We start from the raw sequence: 17611 nt of genomic DNA on the forward strand, positions 1-17611 counted from the left end.
CGGTGCGCGGTTCGCGGGCTTGCCCGCTCCCACAGGGACCGCACCACCCGATGCATCTGGGCCGAAATGTGCGGGCACGCCCGCGAAGGGGCCGGCACAGGCATAACGCGCTACCATGGCCCCACGCCGCTTACCCTCCGGAGCCACCATGTCCCACCCCTTCGACACCCTCACCCCCGACCTGGTCCTGGACGCAGTGGAAAGCCTGGGCTTTCTCAGCGATGCGCGGGTGCTGGCGCTGAACAGCTACGAGAACCGCGTGTACCAGGTGGGCATCGAAGACGCGCAGCCGCTGATTGCCAAGTTCTACCGCCCAGGCCGCTGGAGCGATGCAGCCATCCTCGAAGAACACGCCTTCACGGCCGAACTCGCCGACTGCGAAGTCCCGGTGGTTGCGCCCCTGCAGCACGATGACCGCACCTTGTTCGAACACAAGGGCTTCCGCTTCACGCTGTTCCCCCGTCGCGGCGGCCACGCCCCCGAGCCTGGCAACCTCGACCAGTTGTATCGCCTGGGTCAGTTACTTGGCCGCCTGCATGCCGTGGGCGCCAGCAAGCCGTTCAAGCACCGTGAGGCACTGGCTGTAGACAACTTTGGCCACGCCTCGCTGAACACCTTGCTGGAGGGTAATTTTGTCCCGCGTGAACTGCTGCCGGCGTTCGAGTCCGTGGCCCGCGATCTGCTCAAGCGGGTGGAGGACATCTACGCTCGCACACCACACCAGCTCATCCGCCTGCATGGCGACCTGCACCCCGGCAACCTGATGCACCGTGACGACGTGTACCACGTGGTCGACCTCGACGATTGCCGCATGGGCCCAGCGGTGCAAGACCTGTGGATGATGCTGGCCGGCAACCGCGAGGAGCGCCTGGGGCAACTGGCCGAGCTGATCGACGGCTACAACGAGTTCCACGACTTCGACCCGCGCGAACTGGCCCTGATCGAGCCCCTGCGCGCCCTGCGGCAACTGCACTATAGCGCCTGGCTGGCAAGGCGCTGGGACGACCCCGCGTTCCCGCCCAGCTTCCCTTGGTTTGGCCAGCCACGCTACTGGGGCGACCAGATTCTCGCCTTGCGCGAACAGATGGCTGCGCTGGATGAAGCACCGCTGAAATTGTTCTAGAAGCACGCCCGCCTCTGTCTACAATAGGCGTCGCTTTATTTAGCAACCTAAGCAAGGATTCTGCATGCACGCCGCAAACCCGCGTCGCGGATACATACTGGGCTTGAGCGCCTACATCATCTGGGGCCTTTTCCCCCTCTACTTCAAGGCAATCCAGAGCGTCCCGGCGGTGGAAATCATTGTCCACCGGGTGCTCTGGTCAGCACTGTTCGGCTCGCTGCTGCTACTGGTGTGGAAACACCCCGGCTGGTGGCGGGAACTGCGCAACAACCCGCGCCGGCTGGGCATCCTGGCACTGAGCGGGGCACTGATCGCCGGTAACTGGCTGACCTACGTGTGGTCGGTGAACAACGGCCGTATGCTCGAGGCCAGCCTGGGCTATTACATCAACCCACTGATCAACGTACTGCTGGGCATGCTGATTCTTGGCGAGCGCCTGCGCCGCCTGCAATGGCTGGCGGTGGGCATGGCTGCCGTGGGTGTGGCGCAGCAGGTGTGGCAAGTGGGCAGCCTGCCGTGGGTGTCACTGGTGCTGGCGTTGAGCTTCGGCTTCTATGGGCTGATCCGTAAGCAGGCGCCGGTGGCGGCACTGCCCGGCCTGGTGGTGGAAACCTGGATGCTGGTGCCGCTGGCCCTTGGCTGGCTGCTGCTGCACCCGGCCGCGATGAGTGCCCAGGGCGCGTTCTATACCAGCAGCGAGGCGCTGTGGCTGATGGCGGCCGGGCCGGTGACGCTGGTGCCGCTGGTATGCTTCAACGCCGCCGCACGGCACCTGCCGTACACCACGCTGGGCTTCCTGCAGTACCTGGCACCGACCTTGGTGCTGTTGCAGGCTGTAGTGCTGTTCGATGAGCATTTGTCGTCGAGCACCCTGGCGGCCTTCATGTTCATCTGGGCAGGTTTGGCGATTTACAGCGTCGATGCATGGCTGAACTTGCGCAAACGTAGCTGATCAGAAAACGATCAAAGATCTGCAGGCCATGTAGCGCCTGGCCTGCAGAGACATCTCCATAGGTTATCCACACCCTCGTCCCCGCGCTTTGTGCACAAGCTGCTGATAATTGAGCATTTTTTGAGCAAAACAGTACAAGGCACGTGATACCTGGGCTGGAGAGGTACACCCCCAGGTTATCCACAGGGCCTTCCCCGTGATATCGGGATAACCGCAGATGGCCGCTTCGCAACACAAGGCCGCCCCACATTTGTCCGGTGTACGCAGGACCGTGTGGGAGCGGGCTTGTGTCGCGATAGGGCCGCAAAGCGGCCCCGGCAATCGCTGATCAATCCTCTGCCCGCAGCTTCAACTCCACCATCAAGTCATCCGCCAGGCTCTCCAGCCGCTGCTGCAGTTCTTCCAGCGGCAAGGTCAACGGCAACGCCAGCAATGCGTCGGCGTGGAACAACGGCTCACTGCTCATCGGCGCCGGCTGCACGTCTGTGGAAAACCGCTCGACGTTTACCTGCAACTCGGCCAGCAAGCGGGTAATGTCCCGCACGATCCCCGGCCGGTCGTTACCCACCAGCTCCATGGCAATTGGCTTCCAGGTGCACGACGGCTCGATCCCACTCTCGGCAATCAGCACGCGAATGTCATACCTGGCCAGCCCCTGCAGCGAGGCCACAAGCTCGGCGTAATTCTCTGCCGGCACCGCCACCCGCAGAATGCCAGCAAACTGCCCGGCCATACGCGACATGCGGCTTTCCAGCCAGTTACCACTGTGGTCGGCGATGCACTGGGCAATACGTTCGACCTGGCCGGCCTTGTCAGGGGCAATTACAGTCAGTACAAGATGATCCACAAGCCCTTCCTCGTGTCGGACCGCGCCGGGCGGCAGAAAATCGGGGGATCGAGTCAGTATAGGCAAGGCGCGGCAACCTGCCGCAGGGCAATCTGCACAGCCAATCGTGTACTGTTTCAAGATTTATCTGGAACAATCCACCTGTTTTTTGCGAACATACCCTCTCCCAGCGTGACCATACGCGACCAACGGGTCGCATAACGGCGCTTTTAGTCTGATTTTGCCCCGCCTACTGCTTCATGTAGTATCCCGTGGCGCGGACTACAAAACGTCGTTTGGATGTCTGCCAAGGCGCCTGTGAAAATACGCACACTGCCCGCCAGCCTGTCTGGCAGGCCGCACCCAGCCGCCCCCGAGCAAAACCGGGAGCATGCACTGGTGCCGTGTTTAGAGAAGCGCTACAGGCTTAATACAGAAGAGCGAAATAGCTGAGCAGAGTGAGGCAAGCAATGACTGGATACGTTCAAGTCGGTGGCCTTCAGGTCGCCAAGGTCCTGTACGACTTCGTGAACAACGAAGCCATCCCCGGGACCGGCATCGTCGCCGAGCAGTTCTGGGCGGGTGCAGAGAAGATCATCAATGACCTCGCTCCAAAGAACAAAGCCCTGCTCGCCAAGCGCGACGAGCTGCAAGCCAAGATCGACGCCTGGCACCAGGCACGCAAAGGCCAGGCCCACGACGCCGCAGCCTACAAAGCATTCCTCCAGGAAATCGGCTACCTGCTGCCACAAGCCGACGATTTCCAGGCCACCACCCAGAACGTGGACGAAGAAATCGCCCACATGGCCGGCCCACAACTGGTCGTGCCGGTGATGAACGCCCGCTTCGCCCTGAACGCCGCCAACGCCCGCTGGGGTTCGCTGTACGACGCCCTTTACGGCACCGACGCCATCAGCGATGAAGGCGGCGCCGAAAAAGGCCAGGGTTACAACAAGGTACGCGGCGACAAGGTCATCGCCTTCGCCCGCGCCTTCCTCGACGAAGCCGCGCCACTGGCCGCCGGCTCGCACGTTGACTCCACGGGCTACCGCATCGAAGGCGGCAAGCTGGTTGTTGCCTTGAAAGGCGGCAGCAACAGCGGCCTGCGCGACGATGCGCAACTGATCGGCTTCCACGGCGACGCCGCCGCGCCGACTGCCGTGTTACTCAAGCACAACGGCCTGCACTTCGAAATCCAGGTCGATGCCAGCACCCCCGTCGGCAGCACCGACGCCGCTGGCGTCAAAGACATCCTGATGGAGTCGGCACTGACCACCATCATGGACTGCGAAGACTCGGTTGCAGCCGTAGACGCTGACGACAAAGTCATCGTCTACCGCAACTGGCTGGGCTTGATGAAAGGCGACCTGGCCGAAAGCGTGAGCAAGGGTGGCAAAACCTTCACCCGCACCATGAACCCGGACCGCGAGTACGCGGCGCCTAACGGCGGCAGCGTGACCCTGCACGGTCGTTCGTTGCTGTTCGTGCGCAACGTTGGCCACCTGATGACCAACCCGGCGATCCTCGATGCCCAAGGCAACGAAATCCCCGAAGGTATCCAGGACGGGCTGTTCACCAACCTGATCGCCCTGCACAACCTCAACGGCAACACCAGCCGCAAGAATACCCGCAGCGGCAGCGTGTACATCGTCAAGCCGAAGATGCACGGCCCTGAGGAAGTGGCCTTCGCCGCCGAGATCTTCAGCCAGGTCGAAGACCTGCTGGGCATGCCGCGCAACACCGTCAAGGTCGGCATCATGGACGAGGAACGCCGTACCACGGTCAACCTCAAATCCTGCATCAAGGCAGCCGCCGAGCGCGTGGCGTTCATCAACACCGGCTTCCTTGACCGCACTGGCGATGAAATCCACACCTCGATGGAAGCCGGCGCCGTGGTGCGCAAAGGTGCCATGAAGAACGAGAAGTGGATCGGCGCCTACGAAAACAACAACGTCGACGTTGGCCTGGCCACCGGCCTGCAAGGCCGTGCGCAGATCGGCAAAGGCATGTGGGCCATGCCTGACCTGATGGCCGCCATGCTCGAGCAGAAGATCGCCCACCCGCTGGCCGGTGCCAACACCGCTTGGGTACCGTCGCCAACTGCCGCCACCCTGCACGCCCTGCACTACCACAAGGTGGACGTACAGGCGCGCCAGCGTGAACTGGCTTCACGTACCCCGGCGTCGGTGGACGACATTCTGGCCATTCCGCTGGCTGCCGACACCAACTGGTCGGCCGAAGAGATCCGCAACGAGCTGGACAACAACGCCCAGGGCATTCTCGGCTACGTGGTGCGTTGGATCGACCAGGGCGTGGGTTGCTCGAAGGTGCCGGACATCAACAACGTCGGCCTGATGGAAGACCGTGCCACCCTGCGCATCTCTGCCCAGCTGCTGGCCAACTGGCTGCGCCACGGCGTGGTCAGCCAGGAGCAGGTGCTGGAAAGCCTCAAGCGCATGGCCGTGGTGGTCGATCAGCAGAACGCTGGCGACGCCCTGTACCGCCCGATGGCGCCGAACTTCGACGACAACGTGGCGTTCCAGGCGGCTGTGGAACTGGTGGTGGAAGGTGGCAAGCAACCGAACGGTTATACCGAACCGGTACTGCACCGCCGTCGCCGCGAGTTCAAGGCGCGTAACGGGTTGTAAGTAACATCTGCGCCAGGGGGCCGTTTTGCAGCCCCCTGGCGCATTAACCCATTTTCAGTTCTTTCCTCACCAGCTCCAACAGCTTGCCCAAATCCACCGGTTTGAGCAGGAAGTCCACCACCCCCAGGTGCATCACATCCACTGCTTCTTCCACATCGGTGTCACCCGACACCACAATGATCGACAACGCCGCCCGCTCCGACGCGCGAATTGTCCTGATCAAGTCCAGTCCACTTTCAGGCTGCATGCGCAAATCGGTAATCATCAACCCGATACGCTTCTGGTAGTGCAGGTACAACCTGGCTTCCTCGGCCCCATCCGCCCCCACCGCATCAATGCCCCGGCTTTTCAGGTACAGGATCAGCGCCTCGCGGTTCACCGCGTTGTCATCCACCACCAGCACCAACGGTCTGGCTTCCACAGGCGCACTTTGGTTTATCACGGCCAAGGCCTCGCGCTCGGCGTCGCTCAGGATGTCGGTGTGCTCGGGCATGCTTGTCTCGTCAAAATAATTCCGCTTCAGCATTAGGACCGCATTACTTGCGTAACCCGTTTCGCCTTTCGTCGGGTCTTTGACAAGGGCGCTCATAGACTTACGTCCAATGGGCACCACCCCGCCGCAAGCCGACCATGGAGGCAGAGAACAACATGGCCGGTACCTATATATAGATATATATAGTTCGGCATAGCGATACGGTCAGTTTCATGAGCAAAAAGGACGCCTACAGCCAGGCGGGCAAGACAGCGGTACTGCAAAACATCCAAGGCACATTGCAGTTCCTGCAGCGCTTTCCGCCGTTCAATCAGATGGAGCACAGCCACCTGGCCTTCTTGGTCGAGCAGTGCCAGCTGCGCTTCTACGCCTGCGGTGAAAGCATCGTCAAACCTGCCGACGGGCCGGTCGAGCACTTCTACATCGTCAAGCAGGGCCGCGTGGTTGGCGAGCGCCAGCACCTGGCCAAACCGGGTGTCGAAACCACGTTCGAGATCACCAGCGGGGAGTGCTTCCCGCTGGCAGCCCTGCTGGGTGAGCGGGCAACCCGCACCGAGCACCTGGCCGGGGAAGACACCTTCTGCCTGCAACTGAACAAGGCCGCATTCATCCGCGTGTTCTCGATGTCTGAAGTGTTTCGGGATTTTGCCCTGCGCGGTGTCAGCAGCCTGCTTGATCAGGTCAATCAGCAAGTACGCCAGCGCGCTGTGGAAACCCTCGGCACCCAATACTCGCTGAACACCCCCCTGGGTGAACTGGCCATGCGTCATCCGGTGGTCTGCAGCGCCCATACGCCCCTGCGCGAAGCCGTGCGGCTGATGCACGAGCAACAGGTGGGCAGCATCGTGGTGGTCGACCCGCAGCGCTACCCCATCGGTATCTTCACCTTGCGCGACCTGCGCCAGGTGGTGGCGACAGTAGATGCCGACCTGGGCGCCGCCATCGACCAGCACATGACCGCCAAACCGTTCTACCTCCCACCCCAGGCCAGCGCCTTCGATGCCGCCATGGCCATGACCGAGCGGCATATTGCCCATGTCTGCCTGGTGGAAAACGGTCGCCTGTGCGGGGTGGTTTCCGAGCGCGACCTGTTCTCCCTGCAACGGGTCGATCTGGTTCACCTGGCGCGCACCATACGCCATGCGCCACGCCTGGATACGCTGGTTTCGCTGCGCGGCGAAATCAGCCAGCTTGTAGAACGCATGCTGGCCCATGGCGCATCGTCGACGCAGATCACCCAGATCATTACCTTGCTCAACGACCATACCGTGTGCCGGGTCATCGAACTGACCCTGGCCGAACGTGGCGACCCGGGCGTGCCGTTCAGCTGGCTGTGCTTTGGCAGCGAAGGGCGACGCGAGCAGACCCTGCACACCGACCAGGACAACGGCATCCTCTTCGAAGCAGTCGACGGCGCCGAGGCCGACGCGATCCGCGCTCGCCTGCTGCCGCTGGCGCAATACATCAACCAATGCCTGGCCCAGTGCGGTTTCACCCTGTGCATGGGTAACGTCATGGCCGGCAACCCCGAACTGTGCCTGTCGCGCAGCGAGTGGGCGCGGCGCTTTGCCGGGTTTGTTCGCGAAGCCAGCCCGGAGAACCTGTTGGGCTCGAGCATCTACTTCGACCTGCGGGTGGTGTGGGGCGACGAGCAAGGCTGCGAGCAGCTGCGCCAAGGCCTGCTGGCACAGGTAGCCGACAACCGCATCTTCCAGCGCATGATGGCTGACAACGCCCTGCGCCAACGCCCGCCGGTGGGCCGGTTGCGCGAGTTCGTGCTGACACGCCAGGGCAACGACAAGGCGGCGACCCTCGACCTCAAGGTCCAGGGCCTGACGCCCTTCGTGGATGGTGCCCGTTTGCTGGCCCTGGCCAATGGCATAGCAGCCTGCAATACCCTGGAGCGCCTACGCCAACTGGTGGCCAAGGGCGTGATCGAGCCGTTGGACGGCGCCGCCTATGAAGAGGCCTACCACTTCATCCAGCAAACCCGCATGCAGCAGCACCAGCGCCAGATACGCGACAACCTGCCTTACTCCAACCGGGTCGACCCGGACAGCCTCAACCACCTGGACCGGCGCATCCTGCGCGAGTCGCTGCGCCAGGCCCAGCGCCTGCAAAGCAGCCTGGCCTTGAGGTACCAGTTGTGAGCCTGTTCGCCTGGCTGCGCCCCAGCGCGCCCGAGCTGGACCACGCCAAGCGCCAGCGCCTGGCCCGGTTGCCCAAGCCCGTGCCGCTGGGGGTATGTACCCTGCGTGAGCAGCGCTGGGTGGTGCTGGACCTGGAAACCAGCGGGCTCAACCCCAACCGTGATCAGGTACTGTCGATTGGGGCGGTGGCCATCGAGGACGGTGCCATCGACTTTGCCCAGCAGTTCGAACGCACATTGCACCGGCCTTTGCAGAAGACCAACGCCAGCGTACTGATCCACGGCTTGGGCCCCAGCGCATTGGCTGCCGGTTGCGACCCGGCCGAGGCCTTGCTGGATTTACTCGATTTCATTGGCAACAGCCCGGTGCTGGCGTTTCACGCGTCATTCGACCAGCGCATGCTGGCCCGTGCGCTGAAAGAGACCCTTGGGCATCGCTTGCAGTCAATGTTCCTCGACGTTGCCGAACTGGCACCGATGCTCAACCCAGACACGGTACTGCGCGAGGCCGGGCTGGATGACTGGGTGGCACGGTTTGGCTTGCAGGTTGAAGAACGCCATCATGCCAGTGCCGATGCCCAGGTGACCGCAGAGCTTGCGCTGATCCTGTTCAGCCAGGCCCGGCGCCAGCAGCTGGACAGCCCGCTGCAGCTGGAGCAACGGTTGCGCGGGTGGCGACGGCGCAAGATGCAGAGTCATGGTTTGTAGGGCGTGGGATTTGCAGCGCCGGTGAGATCGAGCGCCGCCCGTGCGGCGCATCGCGAGCAAGCTCGATCCCACCGGCGCCACATAACTCAAACCAAGCCCCATGATGGCAATCCGATAAGCGTCCATTGCACCCACCCCCTCCCCTCTGCAACAATCGAGAATAATTATCGTTAGTTAATGCATTCGTTCCGGGGGGACGCTGCTTGTCTTCTGCACAAAGCCCACACGCCGATCTGGTCGGTGCGCTGTACCGCGACCACCGCGGCTGGCTGCTCGCCTGGCTGCAACGCAGCATGGCCTGCCGCCAACGTGCCGAAGACCTGAGCCAGGACACCTTCGTGCGCCTGCTTGGTCGTGAGCAACTGGAGACACCCCGCGAACCCCGCGCGTTTCTGGCCGCCGTGGCCAAGGGGCTGATGTTCGACCACTTCCGTCGCACCGCGCTGGAACAAGCCTACCTGGCCGAACTGGCATTGATCCCTGAAGCCGAACAGCCCTCGCCAGAAATGCAGCACCTGATCCTTGAAGACCTCAAAGCCATCGACCGCCTGCTCGGCAAGCTGTCGAGCAAGGCTCGCGCGGCGTTTCTGCACAGCCGCCTGGACGGCATGGGCCATGCCGAGATTGCCGAGCGCCTTGGCGTTTCGGTGTCGCGGGTGCGCCAGTACATCGCCCAAGGGATGCGCCAGTGCTATGTAGCCCTGTATGGGGAGCCGACGTGAGCAACGTCCCGGTTTCGTCCCGGGTCCTGGAAGCCGCGATTGCCTGGAAACTCAGCCTCGGCGACAGCAGCAGCACGCCTGATGAGCGCAATGAATTCATGCGCTGGCATGCCGCCAGCGAAGAGCACGCACGTGCCTGGCGCCAGCTCGGCGCCATGGACCAACGCGTTAGCGCGGCGGCTGGCCCGGCACGCCAGGCGCTGCTGCAATCACGCGCCAGCCTGCGGCGACGCATTGGCAAGGTTGGCGGCGGGCTGGCTGGCACGTTTCTGCTCGGCGCGCTGCTGGCATGGGGCGGCGCCCCGTCGCTGGCACCCAGCTACTGGCTGGCCGACCAGCGCACCGCCACGGGAGAGTTGCGTACCTTGCGCCTGGAAGACGGCACACTGCTGAGCCTGAACACCCACACCGCCGTGGACATCGACTACGCCGGCGCGCAACGGGTGATCGTGCTGCACCAAGGCGAAATCTCGGTCGAAACCGGCCACCAGGACTCGCGCCCGCTGCTGGTACGCACTGAAGACGGTCGCTTGCGGCCACTGGGCACGCGCTTCCTGGTGCGCCGCGAAGCCGGCGGTACGCGCCTGGAAGTGCTGCAAGCCTCGGTCGCCGCCATGCCGCATAACAGCGGCGACGAACAGGTGCTGCGCGAAGGCCAGCAGGTGTTGATGAACGCCAACGGCCTCGGCGAGGTTGGCACGGTGCCTGCCGGTGCCGATGCCTGGACCCGCGGCATGCTGGTGGTCGACAACGTACGCCTGGGCGACCTGCTCGCCACACTGGGCCAGTACCGCAGCGGCTACCTCGGGGTGGATGCCAAGGTCGCCGACCTGCGTGTGACCGGCAGCTTCCCGCTGACCAACACCGACCTGGCGCTGGCCTCGCTGGTGCCGGCGTTGCCGGTGAAGATCGAGCGGCATACGCAGTGGTGGGTGAACGTCACGTCCAAATAGGCCGGGCCTGCTGGCCAATTTCCACCCGCCGTTCACCATTGCCGCCACCACCGTATTCGCGGGTAAACCCGCTCCTACCACGGTGGTGGGCACACATCACGGTCGTCGTAGGAGCGGGTTCACCCGCGAAGAGGCCGGGCCTGCTGGCCAATTTCCACCCGCCGTTCACCGTTGCCGCCACCACCGTATTCGCGGGTAAACCCGCTCCTACCACGGTGGTGGGCACACATCACGGTCGTCGTAGGAGCGGGTTCACCCGCGAAGAGGCCGGTGCTGGCAAACCCTCTTTTAAATAATTCTCAATATTTTTCAGATTCACCCTGTCACTTTTCAGATCTCGCTCGGCAAGGAAGCAGCAAGCACTTACCCGTCGAGGAACCGCCGCATGTCCCGTGCCGTTGATCATATTCTGCGCCCCAGCCTGATGGCCCTGGCCATCGGCCTGGCTGCCCCGCTGACCAGCCCTGCCTTGTTCGCCGCCGAGCAATCCATGTCGCGCGCCTACAACCTGCCCAGCGCGCCACTGGCCACCACCCTCAACCAGATCGCCAGCCAGGCCGGCATTGCCTTGGCCATCGACCCGGCACTGGTCAGCGGACGCACCTCGGCCCCGGTAAGCGGCCAATACGACGGCCTGGGCGCCCTGCAAGCCGCCCTGAGCGGTACCGGCCTGCAGTTGCAGCAGAGCAGTGCGGGCAGCTACAGCCTGGTGGCCGTGCCGGATGGCACACTGGCCTTGCCGGAAACCACCGTGAATGCCACCAGCGCCAGCGAAAGCGCCTGGGGCCCGGTTGAAGGCTACGTGGCCAAGCGCACTGCTGCTGGCACCAAGACTGACACGGCACTTGTGGAGGTCCCCCGCTCCATCTCTGTGGCCACCCGCGAGCAAATGAAAGACCGCGGTGTACACAGCCTGGATGATGCAGTGCGCTATATGCCAGGTATCGTCTCCGCCAGCTTCGGCAGCGATACGCGGTATGACTGGATGCGCGTGCGCGGCTTCGAACCAACGCAATTCCTCGATGGGCTGCCGCTGCCACGCGGCGTGTACGCCAACCCGAAAGCCGAAACCTGGAACCTCGACCGCCTCGCCCTGCTGCGCGGCCCGGCCTCTTCGATCTACGGCCAGACCCCACCTGGCGGCCTGCTGGACATGGTCAGCCGCCGTCCGCAAGCGGAAAGCGCTCACGAAATCGAGCTTCAATACGGCAGCGACAACCATCGCCAGATCAACTTCGCCAGCACCGGCAAGATCGACGATGAAGGTCGCTTTCTCTATGGCGTCAGTGGCGTTATCCGTGACAGTGGCACCCAGATCGACCACATCGACAACAAGCGCTACAACATTGCCCCAAGCCTGACCTGGAACATTGACGAAGACACGACGCTGACCTTCCTGACCCAGTTCACCCGTGACGATACCGGTGCCACCAGCCAATTCCGGCCCATCCAGGGCACCAAGATCGACATGCCGTTCGGCAAGATCTCGCACCACAAGAACCTGGGTGACCCGGATTACGAGTTCTACGACCGTACTTACTACGCGCTGGGTTACGCCTTCGAACACCGCATCAACGACGTCTGGCAGTTCCGCCAGAACCTGCGCTACACCAAGTCAGACCTGTCGTTCCAGACCATCACCCCTGGCAGTTACTACGAGCCCGGCGGCCCGGTCAAAGACGATGGCACTGTCAGCCGCATGTCCACCAACACCGATGAAGACATCAGCCAGTTCGCGGTGGACAACAACTTCCAGGCGGACTTCGCTACCGGGGACATCAACCACACGCTGTTGATCGGTCTGGACCACCAGCGCATCAACACCAACTACCTGTCGATCTTCGACTTCACCGTGCCGGACAGCAACGTCAACAACCCGGTCTACGGGCTGCCGATCACTCGCCCGGATCGCTCGACCGCGTTTTACGACTACAACCAGAAAACCCGTCAGACCGGCCTGTATGTGCAGGACCAGATGGCGCTTGGTAACTGGCGCCTGACCCTGGGCGGTCGTGAAGACTGGGTGCACACCGGCACCAAGTTCTTCAACCAGGGCGATGCCACCAATACCCAGCGGGACAAGAAGTTCAGCGGCAACGCAGCCATCAGCTACGTGTTCGACTCGGGCTTCGTGCCGTACCTGTCCTATGCCGAGTCGTTCCAGCCGTCCAGCAATGCCAGTGTGTCGGCCTCGGACTCGTTCAAGCCCACCGAAGGCAAACAGTGGGAGCTGGGCGTGAAGTATCAGCCGCCGGGGTCCAACACCCTGTTGTCGGCAGCCGTGTACGACCTGACTCAGAAAAACGTCTCGGTCACCAACACGGTCGGTGGTGTGACCATCACCAGCCAGACCGGTGAAGTGAAAGTCCGCGGCCTTGAGCTGGAAGCGGTTTCCGATGTGACCGACAACCTGAAGGTGATTGCCGCCTACACCCTGGCCAAGTCCGAGGTGCAGGATGGCGATTTCAAAGGTAACCGCCTGCAACTGATGCCTAACCAGCAAGCGTCCATCTGGGGCGACTACACCTGGCACTCAGGCGTACTCGACGGATTCGGCATCGGGCTGGGCGCGCGTTATACCGGTAATACCTACGGCGACCAAGGCAATACCTACCTGGGCAAGGCCAAGGCCTACACCGTCTTCGACGGGTCGGTGCATTACGACCTGGGTCGCCTGAACGGCAGCCTGAAGGGCGCGTCGGTCGCGGTCACCGCCACCAACCTGCTGAACAAGGACTACCTCTCTACTTGTGACGCGTACTACTGCTACTACGGCGATGAGCGCAGCGTTGTCGCCAGCGCCACTTACAAGTTCTGAGTGAGCTGGGGCCGCCTTGCGGCCCCGGGTTCCAACCGACAACAATCGGTACCGTGATGAAGAGCCCCACCATCCGCCGCTGGTCCTTGATCCACACCTGGAGCAGCCTGGTCTGTACCCTGTTTCTGCTGTTGCTGGCAGTCACCGGCCTGCCGCTGATCTTCCACCACGAACTCGAACACCTGCTAGGCGACGCCCCTGAACTGCGTGAAATGCCGGCAGGCACCCCGCACCTCGACCTGCAGCAACTGGTGCTCAAGGCCGAACAACATCGCCCCGGCGAGGTCATGCAGTACTTCGGCTACGATGAAGACGAGCCCAACGGCGTGGTCGCCATTACCGCCGCCACCGCCGGCACCGACCCCAACCTGTCGCACACCTTCATGCTCGATGCACGCACCGGCGAGGCGGTGGCCATGCCGGCCGCCAACGGCGGTTTCATGATGGTGATGCTGCGCCTGCATGTGGACATGTTCGCAGGCCTGCCGGGCAAGCTGCTGCTGGCCTTCATGGGCGTATTGTTCATTGTCGCGATTGTCTCCGGCACCGTGCTCTATGCGCCGTTCATGCGCCGCCTGGAATTCGGCACCGTACGCCACAAGAAGTCCCGCCGCCTGCGCTGGCTCGACCTGCACAACCTGATCGGCGTGGTCACCCTGGCCTGGGCATTGACGGTGAGCGTGACCGGGGTAATCAGTGCCCTGTCCGACCTGGTCATCGCAGCCTGGCGCAACGACAGCCTGGCTGCGATGGTTGCCCCCTACCGCGACGCCCCGCCGCTCGTCGAGCGCGCCCCAGCCTCTCGCCTGCTGGAAATTGCCGAGCGGGCCACACCCGGCATGCGCCCGGACTTCATCGCGTTTCCTGGCACGCGTTTCTCCAGCGAGCACCACTATGCGGTGTTCATGAACGGTGCCACCCACCTGAGTTCGCACCTGTTCACACCGGTACTGATCGATGCTCGCACCCTTGAAGTGACTGCCGTCGGCAACCGTCCCTGGTACATGGATGCCATGGGCCTGTCGCAGCCACTGCATTTCGGCGATTACGGCGGGCGACCGATGCAGATCCTCTGGGCGTTACTGGACGTGCTGACAATCATCGTGCTCGGCAGCGGCCTCTACCTGTGGTGGGGCAAGCAGCGCAAACCCAGGGAGGCACGCGCATGAGCCACAGGTCGCAACCCACTGCGCGCCTCTTCGCCTGGCCAGTGTTGATTGCCCTGCTTGGCTTTCTGGGCCTGTTCGCCGCACTGCTCGGCGACGGTGGCTGGGACGTTCTGGCATGGGCCGGCCTGGGCCTACCGGCCCTGCTGAGCCTGCGCGGGCTGCTCTGGCGTCGGGGGCGCTAGCCCGCTACCACCCCGCAACCGCAGGTATTGCCAAGCATGGGGTTTTCCTCAACCAAGGAACCGCCCCATGCGCCCCCTCGAACAACTGGAACAGATCGACCGACAAATCGGTGACTTGCTCGACGGCCTTCCGACCCTCGACCTTCAACACCCCATCAACCCCGACACGCGCACCTGGCTGCACGGCGAACTGGCCAGCTTCTGGACCACGGCCGATGAGCAAGGCGAAACCCCCAGACAAAAGCTGCTGGCACTGCGCAAGGCGCTGATGCTGGCCGAGGTTGAACTGCGCCTGGGCGACGAGACCTTGGGCTACCGCTCAGCCGATCAACTATGGGCCTGCCTGCAACAGCCACTACCCTCCCAGCGCAGGCATATGCCCCTGGCCAAAAGGCCACAGGTCTACCGCGTTCTGCTGGAAGGCCTACGGCCCAACTGGCGAAGCTACCTGCCAGGCACACTGATCATCGTTGCCGGTACCGCCGAAGGCCCTATGCTCACGCCTCAGGATGCCGCAGGCGCTGCTTTGCTGTGCAGCCTGTCACAAGGCATCGAGGCTTTCGACTCCTTGGGCGCACTGCACCAGGAGCTTTGCGAACGCCTGGAAGACCCACTCCAGAGCAGACCGCTGCTGCATCTGTACACTGACACGCAGGCGGACCGCGCTCGCCGGTCACAGCGCCTGCGCTATGACTGGTACGCCGACAGCCTGCTGGAGGCCCAGATCGACAGTGTGATAGAAGCCCAACGCCAACGCCTGAGTGACACCGGCTTGTGGAGCAACGGCTCACCCGACCAGCACACCCGAATACATAAAGCCCTGGCGCTATGGCCCGAAGTCGGCGCCAAACCCATCCTGCAAACACGCTACTCTCAATTGCTTGAGAAGAATCTGCCCAACTGGCTGCGCAATACATCTGCGCAAGGCCTGAGCCATATGATGCAGGCCATGCAAACGCTGGTGGCAATCGCCGAGCAGGCTGCTGCCCCGGGAGTGCTGAGCCTTAACGACTTCAAACAACGCAATAGCCTGCTGGCCTGGGCCAACGCACGCCTTCGCGAGCGCCTGAGCCATGACCTGGGATACGACACAGATCCTCGCGAGATCAAGATCATCGTCGTGCGCGCCCGCCGCACGGGCGCCATCATGCATCCCTTCGCCCTCTCATCCTATGTCACCTATGTAGGCATGCGACGCGTGGGCCACGAGATGGTGGAAATGGTCGAGGAAATCAACACCCTCGAAGAGATCGCCCTCAAGAACTTGCCGTGGTTCGATACCGACTACTGGCTGACTGCCCGGGTGATCCATGCCCACGGCAAAGCCATGCCCGCCGGGCTCACGCCGCAGTATGTCAAGCACATGGTCCGGGAACTGAACGTGGGTGACAGCTACGCAAAGTACCTGCACACCCAACTGATCAGTTCCAGAGCAGGCAAATGGCGCCTGACTGCGCACAGCAAGGTCAACCGTGCACGCATGCACGCTGAAGCCGTGAAGGCGCGCTACGCCGGACACTTTGGCGAAGACCCTTTCGAACATGGCTACAACTGGGTGCGCGCAGTGCTGGACCAACCACACAATGCCTTGCGTGCGCCAGTAGCAGGCTACCCGGTCACTGTTCGGCAGTTGAACATCATGGGCCATACCCTGCAGGGCGTGCTTCTGCTCAACAGCCTCCCCTACAAGTCTCCGGCATGCGTGCTGTACACCCCGGATGCCCCGGACCGCAGGGCCTGGCGCCGTTTTCGAACAACCCGCGAACTGCTTCGCACATTGCGCCAACAGCCCACGTTGAGAGCATACGTAGCCCAGCGCCTGCCATTGCTGCCAGCCGTCACGGTGCAGCGGCTGCTGGAGAAGGGTCGCATGAGCACACATTTGACGACACCCGAGATCCAGGACGACCTGTTCTTCGTCTACTACATGGCCGAGGCCCGAGCATTGATTGCCCAAGCCGACGCCGACAGCATGACGACCAGGGAAGTGAATACGGAATCGGTCATGGCGTTGAGCTGGCGCTTGCTGGACTTCATCAGCCTGCTGCTGCCGAACCGTGCGCTGCTGGTGCTGTCGATCAGCCGCATGGCAATCGACATCTGGGACGGCGCCGAGGCCTTCAAGCAAGAGGATGTCGAAGGGGTGATGCGGCATGCCTATCAGGCGCTTAGCCACCTCAACGATGCGGGTACCAGTTTTCTGGGTTCCAGAGTGCTACGCCGATCCCTGCGCGGGATCCCCAAACCACCGCCACTGCCGCTGCCCGCACGCCTCCAGGTACAATCGGGCAGCAGCAGCCTGCGCTATCGCATAGACGGTATCTACGGTGAAGGTGTCTACGAGCAAAGCTCGGCGTTTGGTGGGCAATCACTGTACTTCGTCAAGGACAACGACAACCGCTATTACCGGGTCAGCTTCGACGGCTACCGCTGGCGAGCCATCGACCCTGACCAGCCAGATGCCTATCTGCAGCAACCGCTCAAGCGCAAAGCCGACGGGCAGTGGGTCATCGACTCACCGGTGCTCTGGTACGACGGGCTACCCGACCTGACACAATTACTGCAGGACTGCTATCTGCAAACGCCTGTGGACGGCCTGCCGGTAAACATCGAACAAGGGCTTTTTCAAGCTGACGATCAGCTGTACCTGGCGCTCGAGGACGGGCAGTTGCCTGTGCGCCGCCACCTGCTGCCGGATCATTACCACTTGCAGCTTGCCATCGCCAGCGACGCCGGCGTGGTGCCGTGGGCGGTGCTGCGCCACGAAAACGGCCAGTGGCTGATACGCGTTCGCCAGGCAGGGCGCAGCAGTGACTGGCTGACACTGCCAGATCAACCACCGCCGGCCCACTGACAGCCGGAACCGGC

13 protein-coding genes are annotated in these 17611 nt (G+C 62.9%); 11 read left to right on the forward strand and 2 right to left on the reverse strand.

What is annotated here, in order from left to right:
- The first annotated feature begins 148 nt into the window (after positions 1-148).
- Together V6093_RS16050 and rarD are read left to right on the forward strand one after the other, a co-directional pair.
- Positions 149-1123 (forward strand): serine/threonine protein kinase, encoded by a 975-nt coding sequence (locus tag V6093_RS16050; protein WP_003255617.1) that lies wholly within the window; start codon positions 149-151, stop codon positions 1121-1123.
- Positions 1124-1187: 64 nt separating this feature from the next.
- On the forward strand, positions 1188-2075 hold the full coding sequence (gene rarD, locus V6093_RS16055) for an EamA family transporter RarD (RefSeq protein WP_003255619.1): 888 nt from the start codon (positions 1188-1190) through the stop codon (positions 2073-2075).
- A gap of 328 nt (positions 2076-2403) precedes the next feature.
- Here the strand turns inward: rarD and V6093_RS16060 are convergent, their stop codons facing one another.
- Positions 2404-2922, reverse strand: a complete 519-nt coding sequence (locus V6093_RS16060) for a glycine cleavage system protein R (protein ID WP_003255620.1) — start codon at positions 2920-2922, stop codon at positions 2404-2406.
- Between the two features lie 449 nt (positions 2923-3371).
- Between V6093_RS16060 and V6093_RS16065 the strand changes: the two genes are divergently transcribed.
- Positions 3372-5549: a malate synthase G gene (locus tag V6093_RS16065; protein ID WP_003255621.1), complete on the forward strand. Its 2178-nt coding sequence runs from the start codon at positions 3372-3374 to the stop codon at positions 5547-5549.
- A 43-nt stretch (positions 5550-5592) separates the two neighbouring features.
- Here V6093_RS16065 and V6093_RS16070 read toward each other — a convergent pair whose 3' ends face one another.
- Complete coding sequence (locus V6093_RS16070; RefSeq protein ID WP_011953277.1) at positions 5593-6138, reverse strand: response regulator; 546 nt, start codon at positions 6136-6138, stop codon at positions 5593-5595.
- A gap of 116 nt (positions 6139-6254) precedes the next feature.
- On the opposite strand from V6093_RS16070, the gene V6093_RS16075 reads away from it, so the two are divergent.
- The 8 genes from V6093_RS16075 (at position 6255) to V6093_RS16110 (ending at position 17597) form a co-directional block, all read left to right on the forward strand.
- Positions 6255-8192, forward strand: a complete 1938-nt coding sequence (locus V6093_RS16075; RefSeq protein WP_406669554.1) for a putative nucleotidyltransferase substrate binding domain-containing protein — start codon at positions 6255-6257, stop codon at positions 8190-8192.
- A complete protein-coding gene (locus V6093_RS16080) occupies positions 8189-8899 on the forward strand; it encodes a PolC-type DNA polymerase III (RefSeq protein WP_004577114.1) in 711 nt (236 codons plus the stop codon). The genes V6093_RS16075 and V6093_RS16080 overlap by 4 nt, the downstream gene beginning before the upstream one ends.
- 203 nt (positions 8900-9102) lie before the next feature.
- On the forward strand, positions 9103-9621 hold the full coding sequence (locus tag V6093_RS16085) for an RNA polymerase sigma factor (protein ID WP_003255629.1): 519 nt from the start codon (positions 9103-9105) through the stop codon (positions 9619-9621).
- Positions 9618-10574, forward strand: a complete 957-nt coding sequence (locus V6093_RS16090) for a FecR domain-containing protein (RefSeq protein ID WP_003255630.1) — start codon at positions 9618-9620, stop codon at positions 10572-10574. The genes V6093_RS16085 and V6093_RS16090 overlap by 4 nt, the downstream gene beginning before the upstream one ends.
- A gap of 385 nt (positions 10575-10959) precedes the next feature.
- Positions 10960-13392: a TonB-dependent siderophore receptor gene (locus V6093_RS16095; RefSeq protein WP_003255632.1), complete on the forward strand. Its 2433-nt coding sequence runs from the start codon at positions 10960-10962 to the stop codon at positions 13390-13392.
- A 56-nt stretch (positions 13393-13448) separates the two neighbouring features.
- Positions 13449-14561 carry a PepSY domain-containing protein gene (locus V6093_RS16100; RefSeq protein WP_047603142.1) on the forward strand — a complete coding sequence of 371 codons (1113 nt, stop codon included), beginning with the start codon at positions 13449-13451 and terminating at the stop codon, positions 14559-14561.
- A complete protein-coding gene (locus V6093_RS16105; RefSeq protein WP_019750253.1) occupies positions 14558-14743 on the forward strand; it encodes a hypothetical protein in 186 nt (61 codons plus the stop codon). Before V6093_RS16100 ends, V6093_RS16105 begins: the two co-directional genes overlap by 4 nt.
- A gap of 67 nt (positions 14744-14810) precedes the next feature.
- Complete coding sequence (locus V6093_RS16110) at positions 14811-17597, forward strand: dermonecrotic toxin domain-containing protein (protein ID WP_406669555.1); 2787 nt, start codon at positions 14811-14813, stop codon at positions 17595-17597.
- The last annotated feature ends 14 nt before the right edge of the window (positions 17598-17611 follow it).

Source organism: Pseudomonas putida group bacterium ESBL64, from assembly GCF_045277175.1.
In the GTDB taxonomy this organism is placed as follows: Bacteria; Pseudomonadota; Gammaproteobacteria; order Pseudomonadales; family Pseudomonadaceae; genus Aquipseudomonas; species Aquipseudomonas alloputida.

Coding starts and splice junctions, on each gene's coding strand:
- V6093_RS16050 (WP_003255617.1), top strand. CDS start 149: ATGTCCCACCCCTTCGACACCCTCACCCCCGACCTGGTCCTGGACGCA.
- V6093_RS16095 (WP_003255632.1), top strand. CDS start 10,960: ATGTCCCGTGCCGTTGATCATATTCTGCGCCCCAGCCTGATGGCCCTG.
- V6093_RS16105 (WP_019750253.1), top strand. CDS start 14,558: ATGAGCCACAGGTCGCAACCCACTGCGCGCCTCTTCGCCTGGCCAGTG.
- V6093_RS16070 (WP_011953277.1), bottom strand. CDS start 6,138: ATGAGCGCCCTTGTCAAAGACCCGACGAAAGGCGAAACGGGTTACGCA.
- rarD (WP_003255619.1), top strand. CDS start 1,188: ATGCACGCCGCAAACCCGCGTCGCGGATACATACTGGGCTTGAGCGCC.
- V6093_RS16075 (WP_406669554.1), top strand. CDS start 6,255: ATGAGCAAAAAGGACGCCTACAGCCAGGCGGGCAAGACAGCGGTACTG.
- V6093_RS16065 (WP_003255621.1), top strand. CDS start 3,372: ATGACTGGATACGTTCAAGTCGGTGGCCTTCAGGTCGCCAAGGTCCTG.
- V6093_RS16100 (WP_047603142.1), top strand. CDS start 13,449: ATGAAGAGCCCCACCATCCGCCGCTGGTCCTTGATCCACACCTGGAGC.
- V6093_RS16110 (WP_406669555.1), top strand. CDS start 14,811: ATGCGCCCCCTCGAACAACTGGAACAGATCGACCGACAAATCGGTGAC.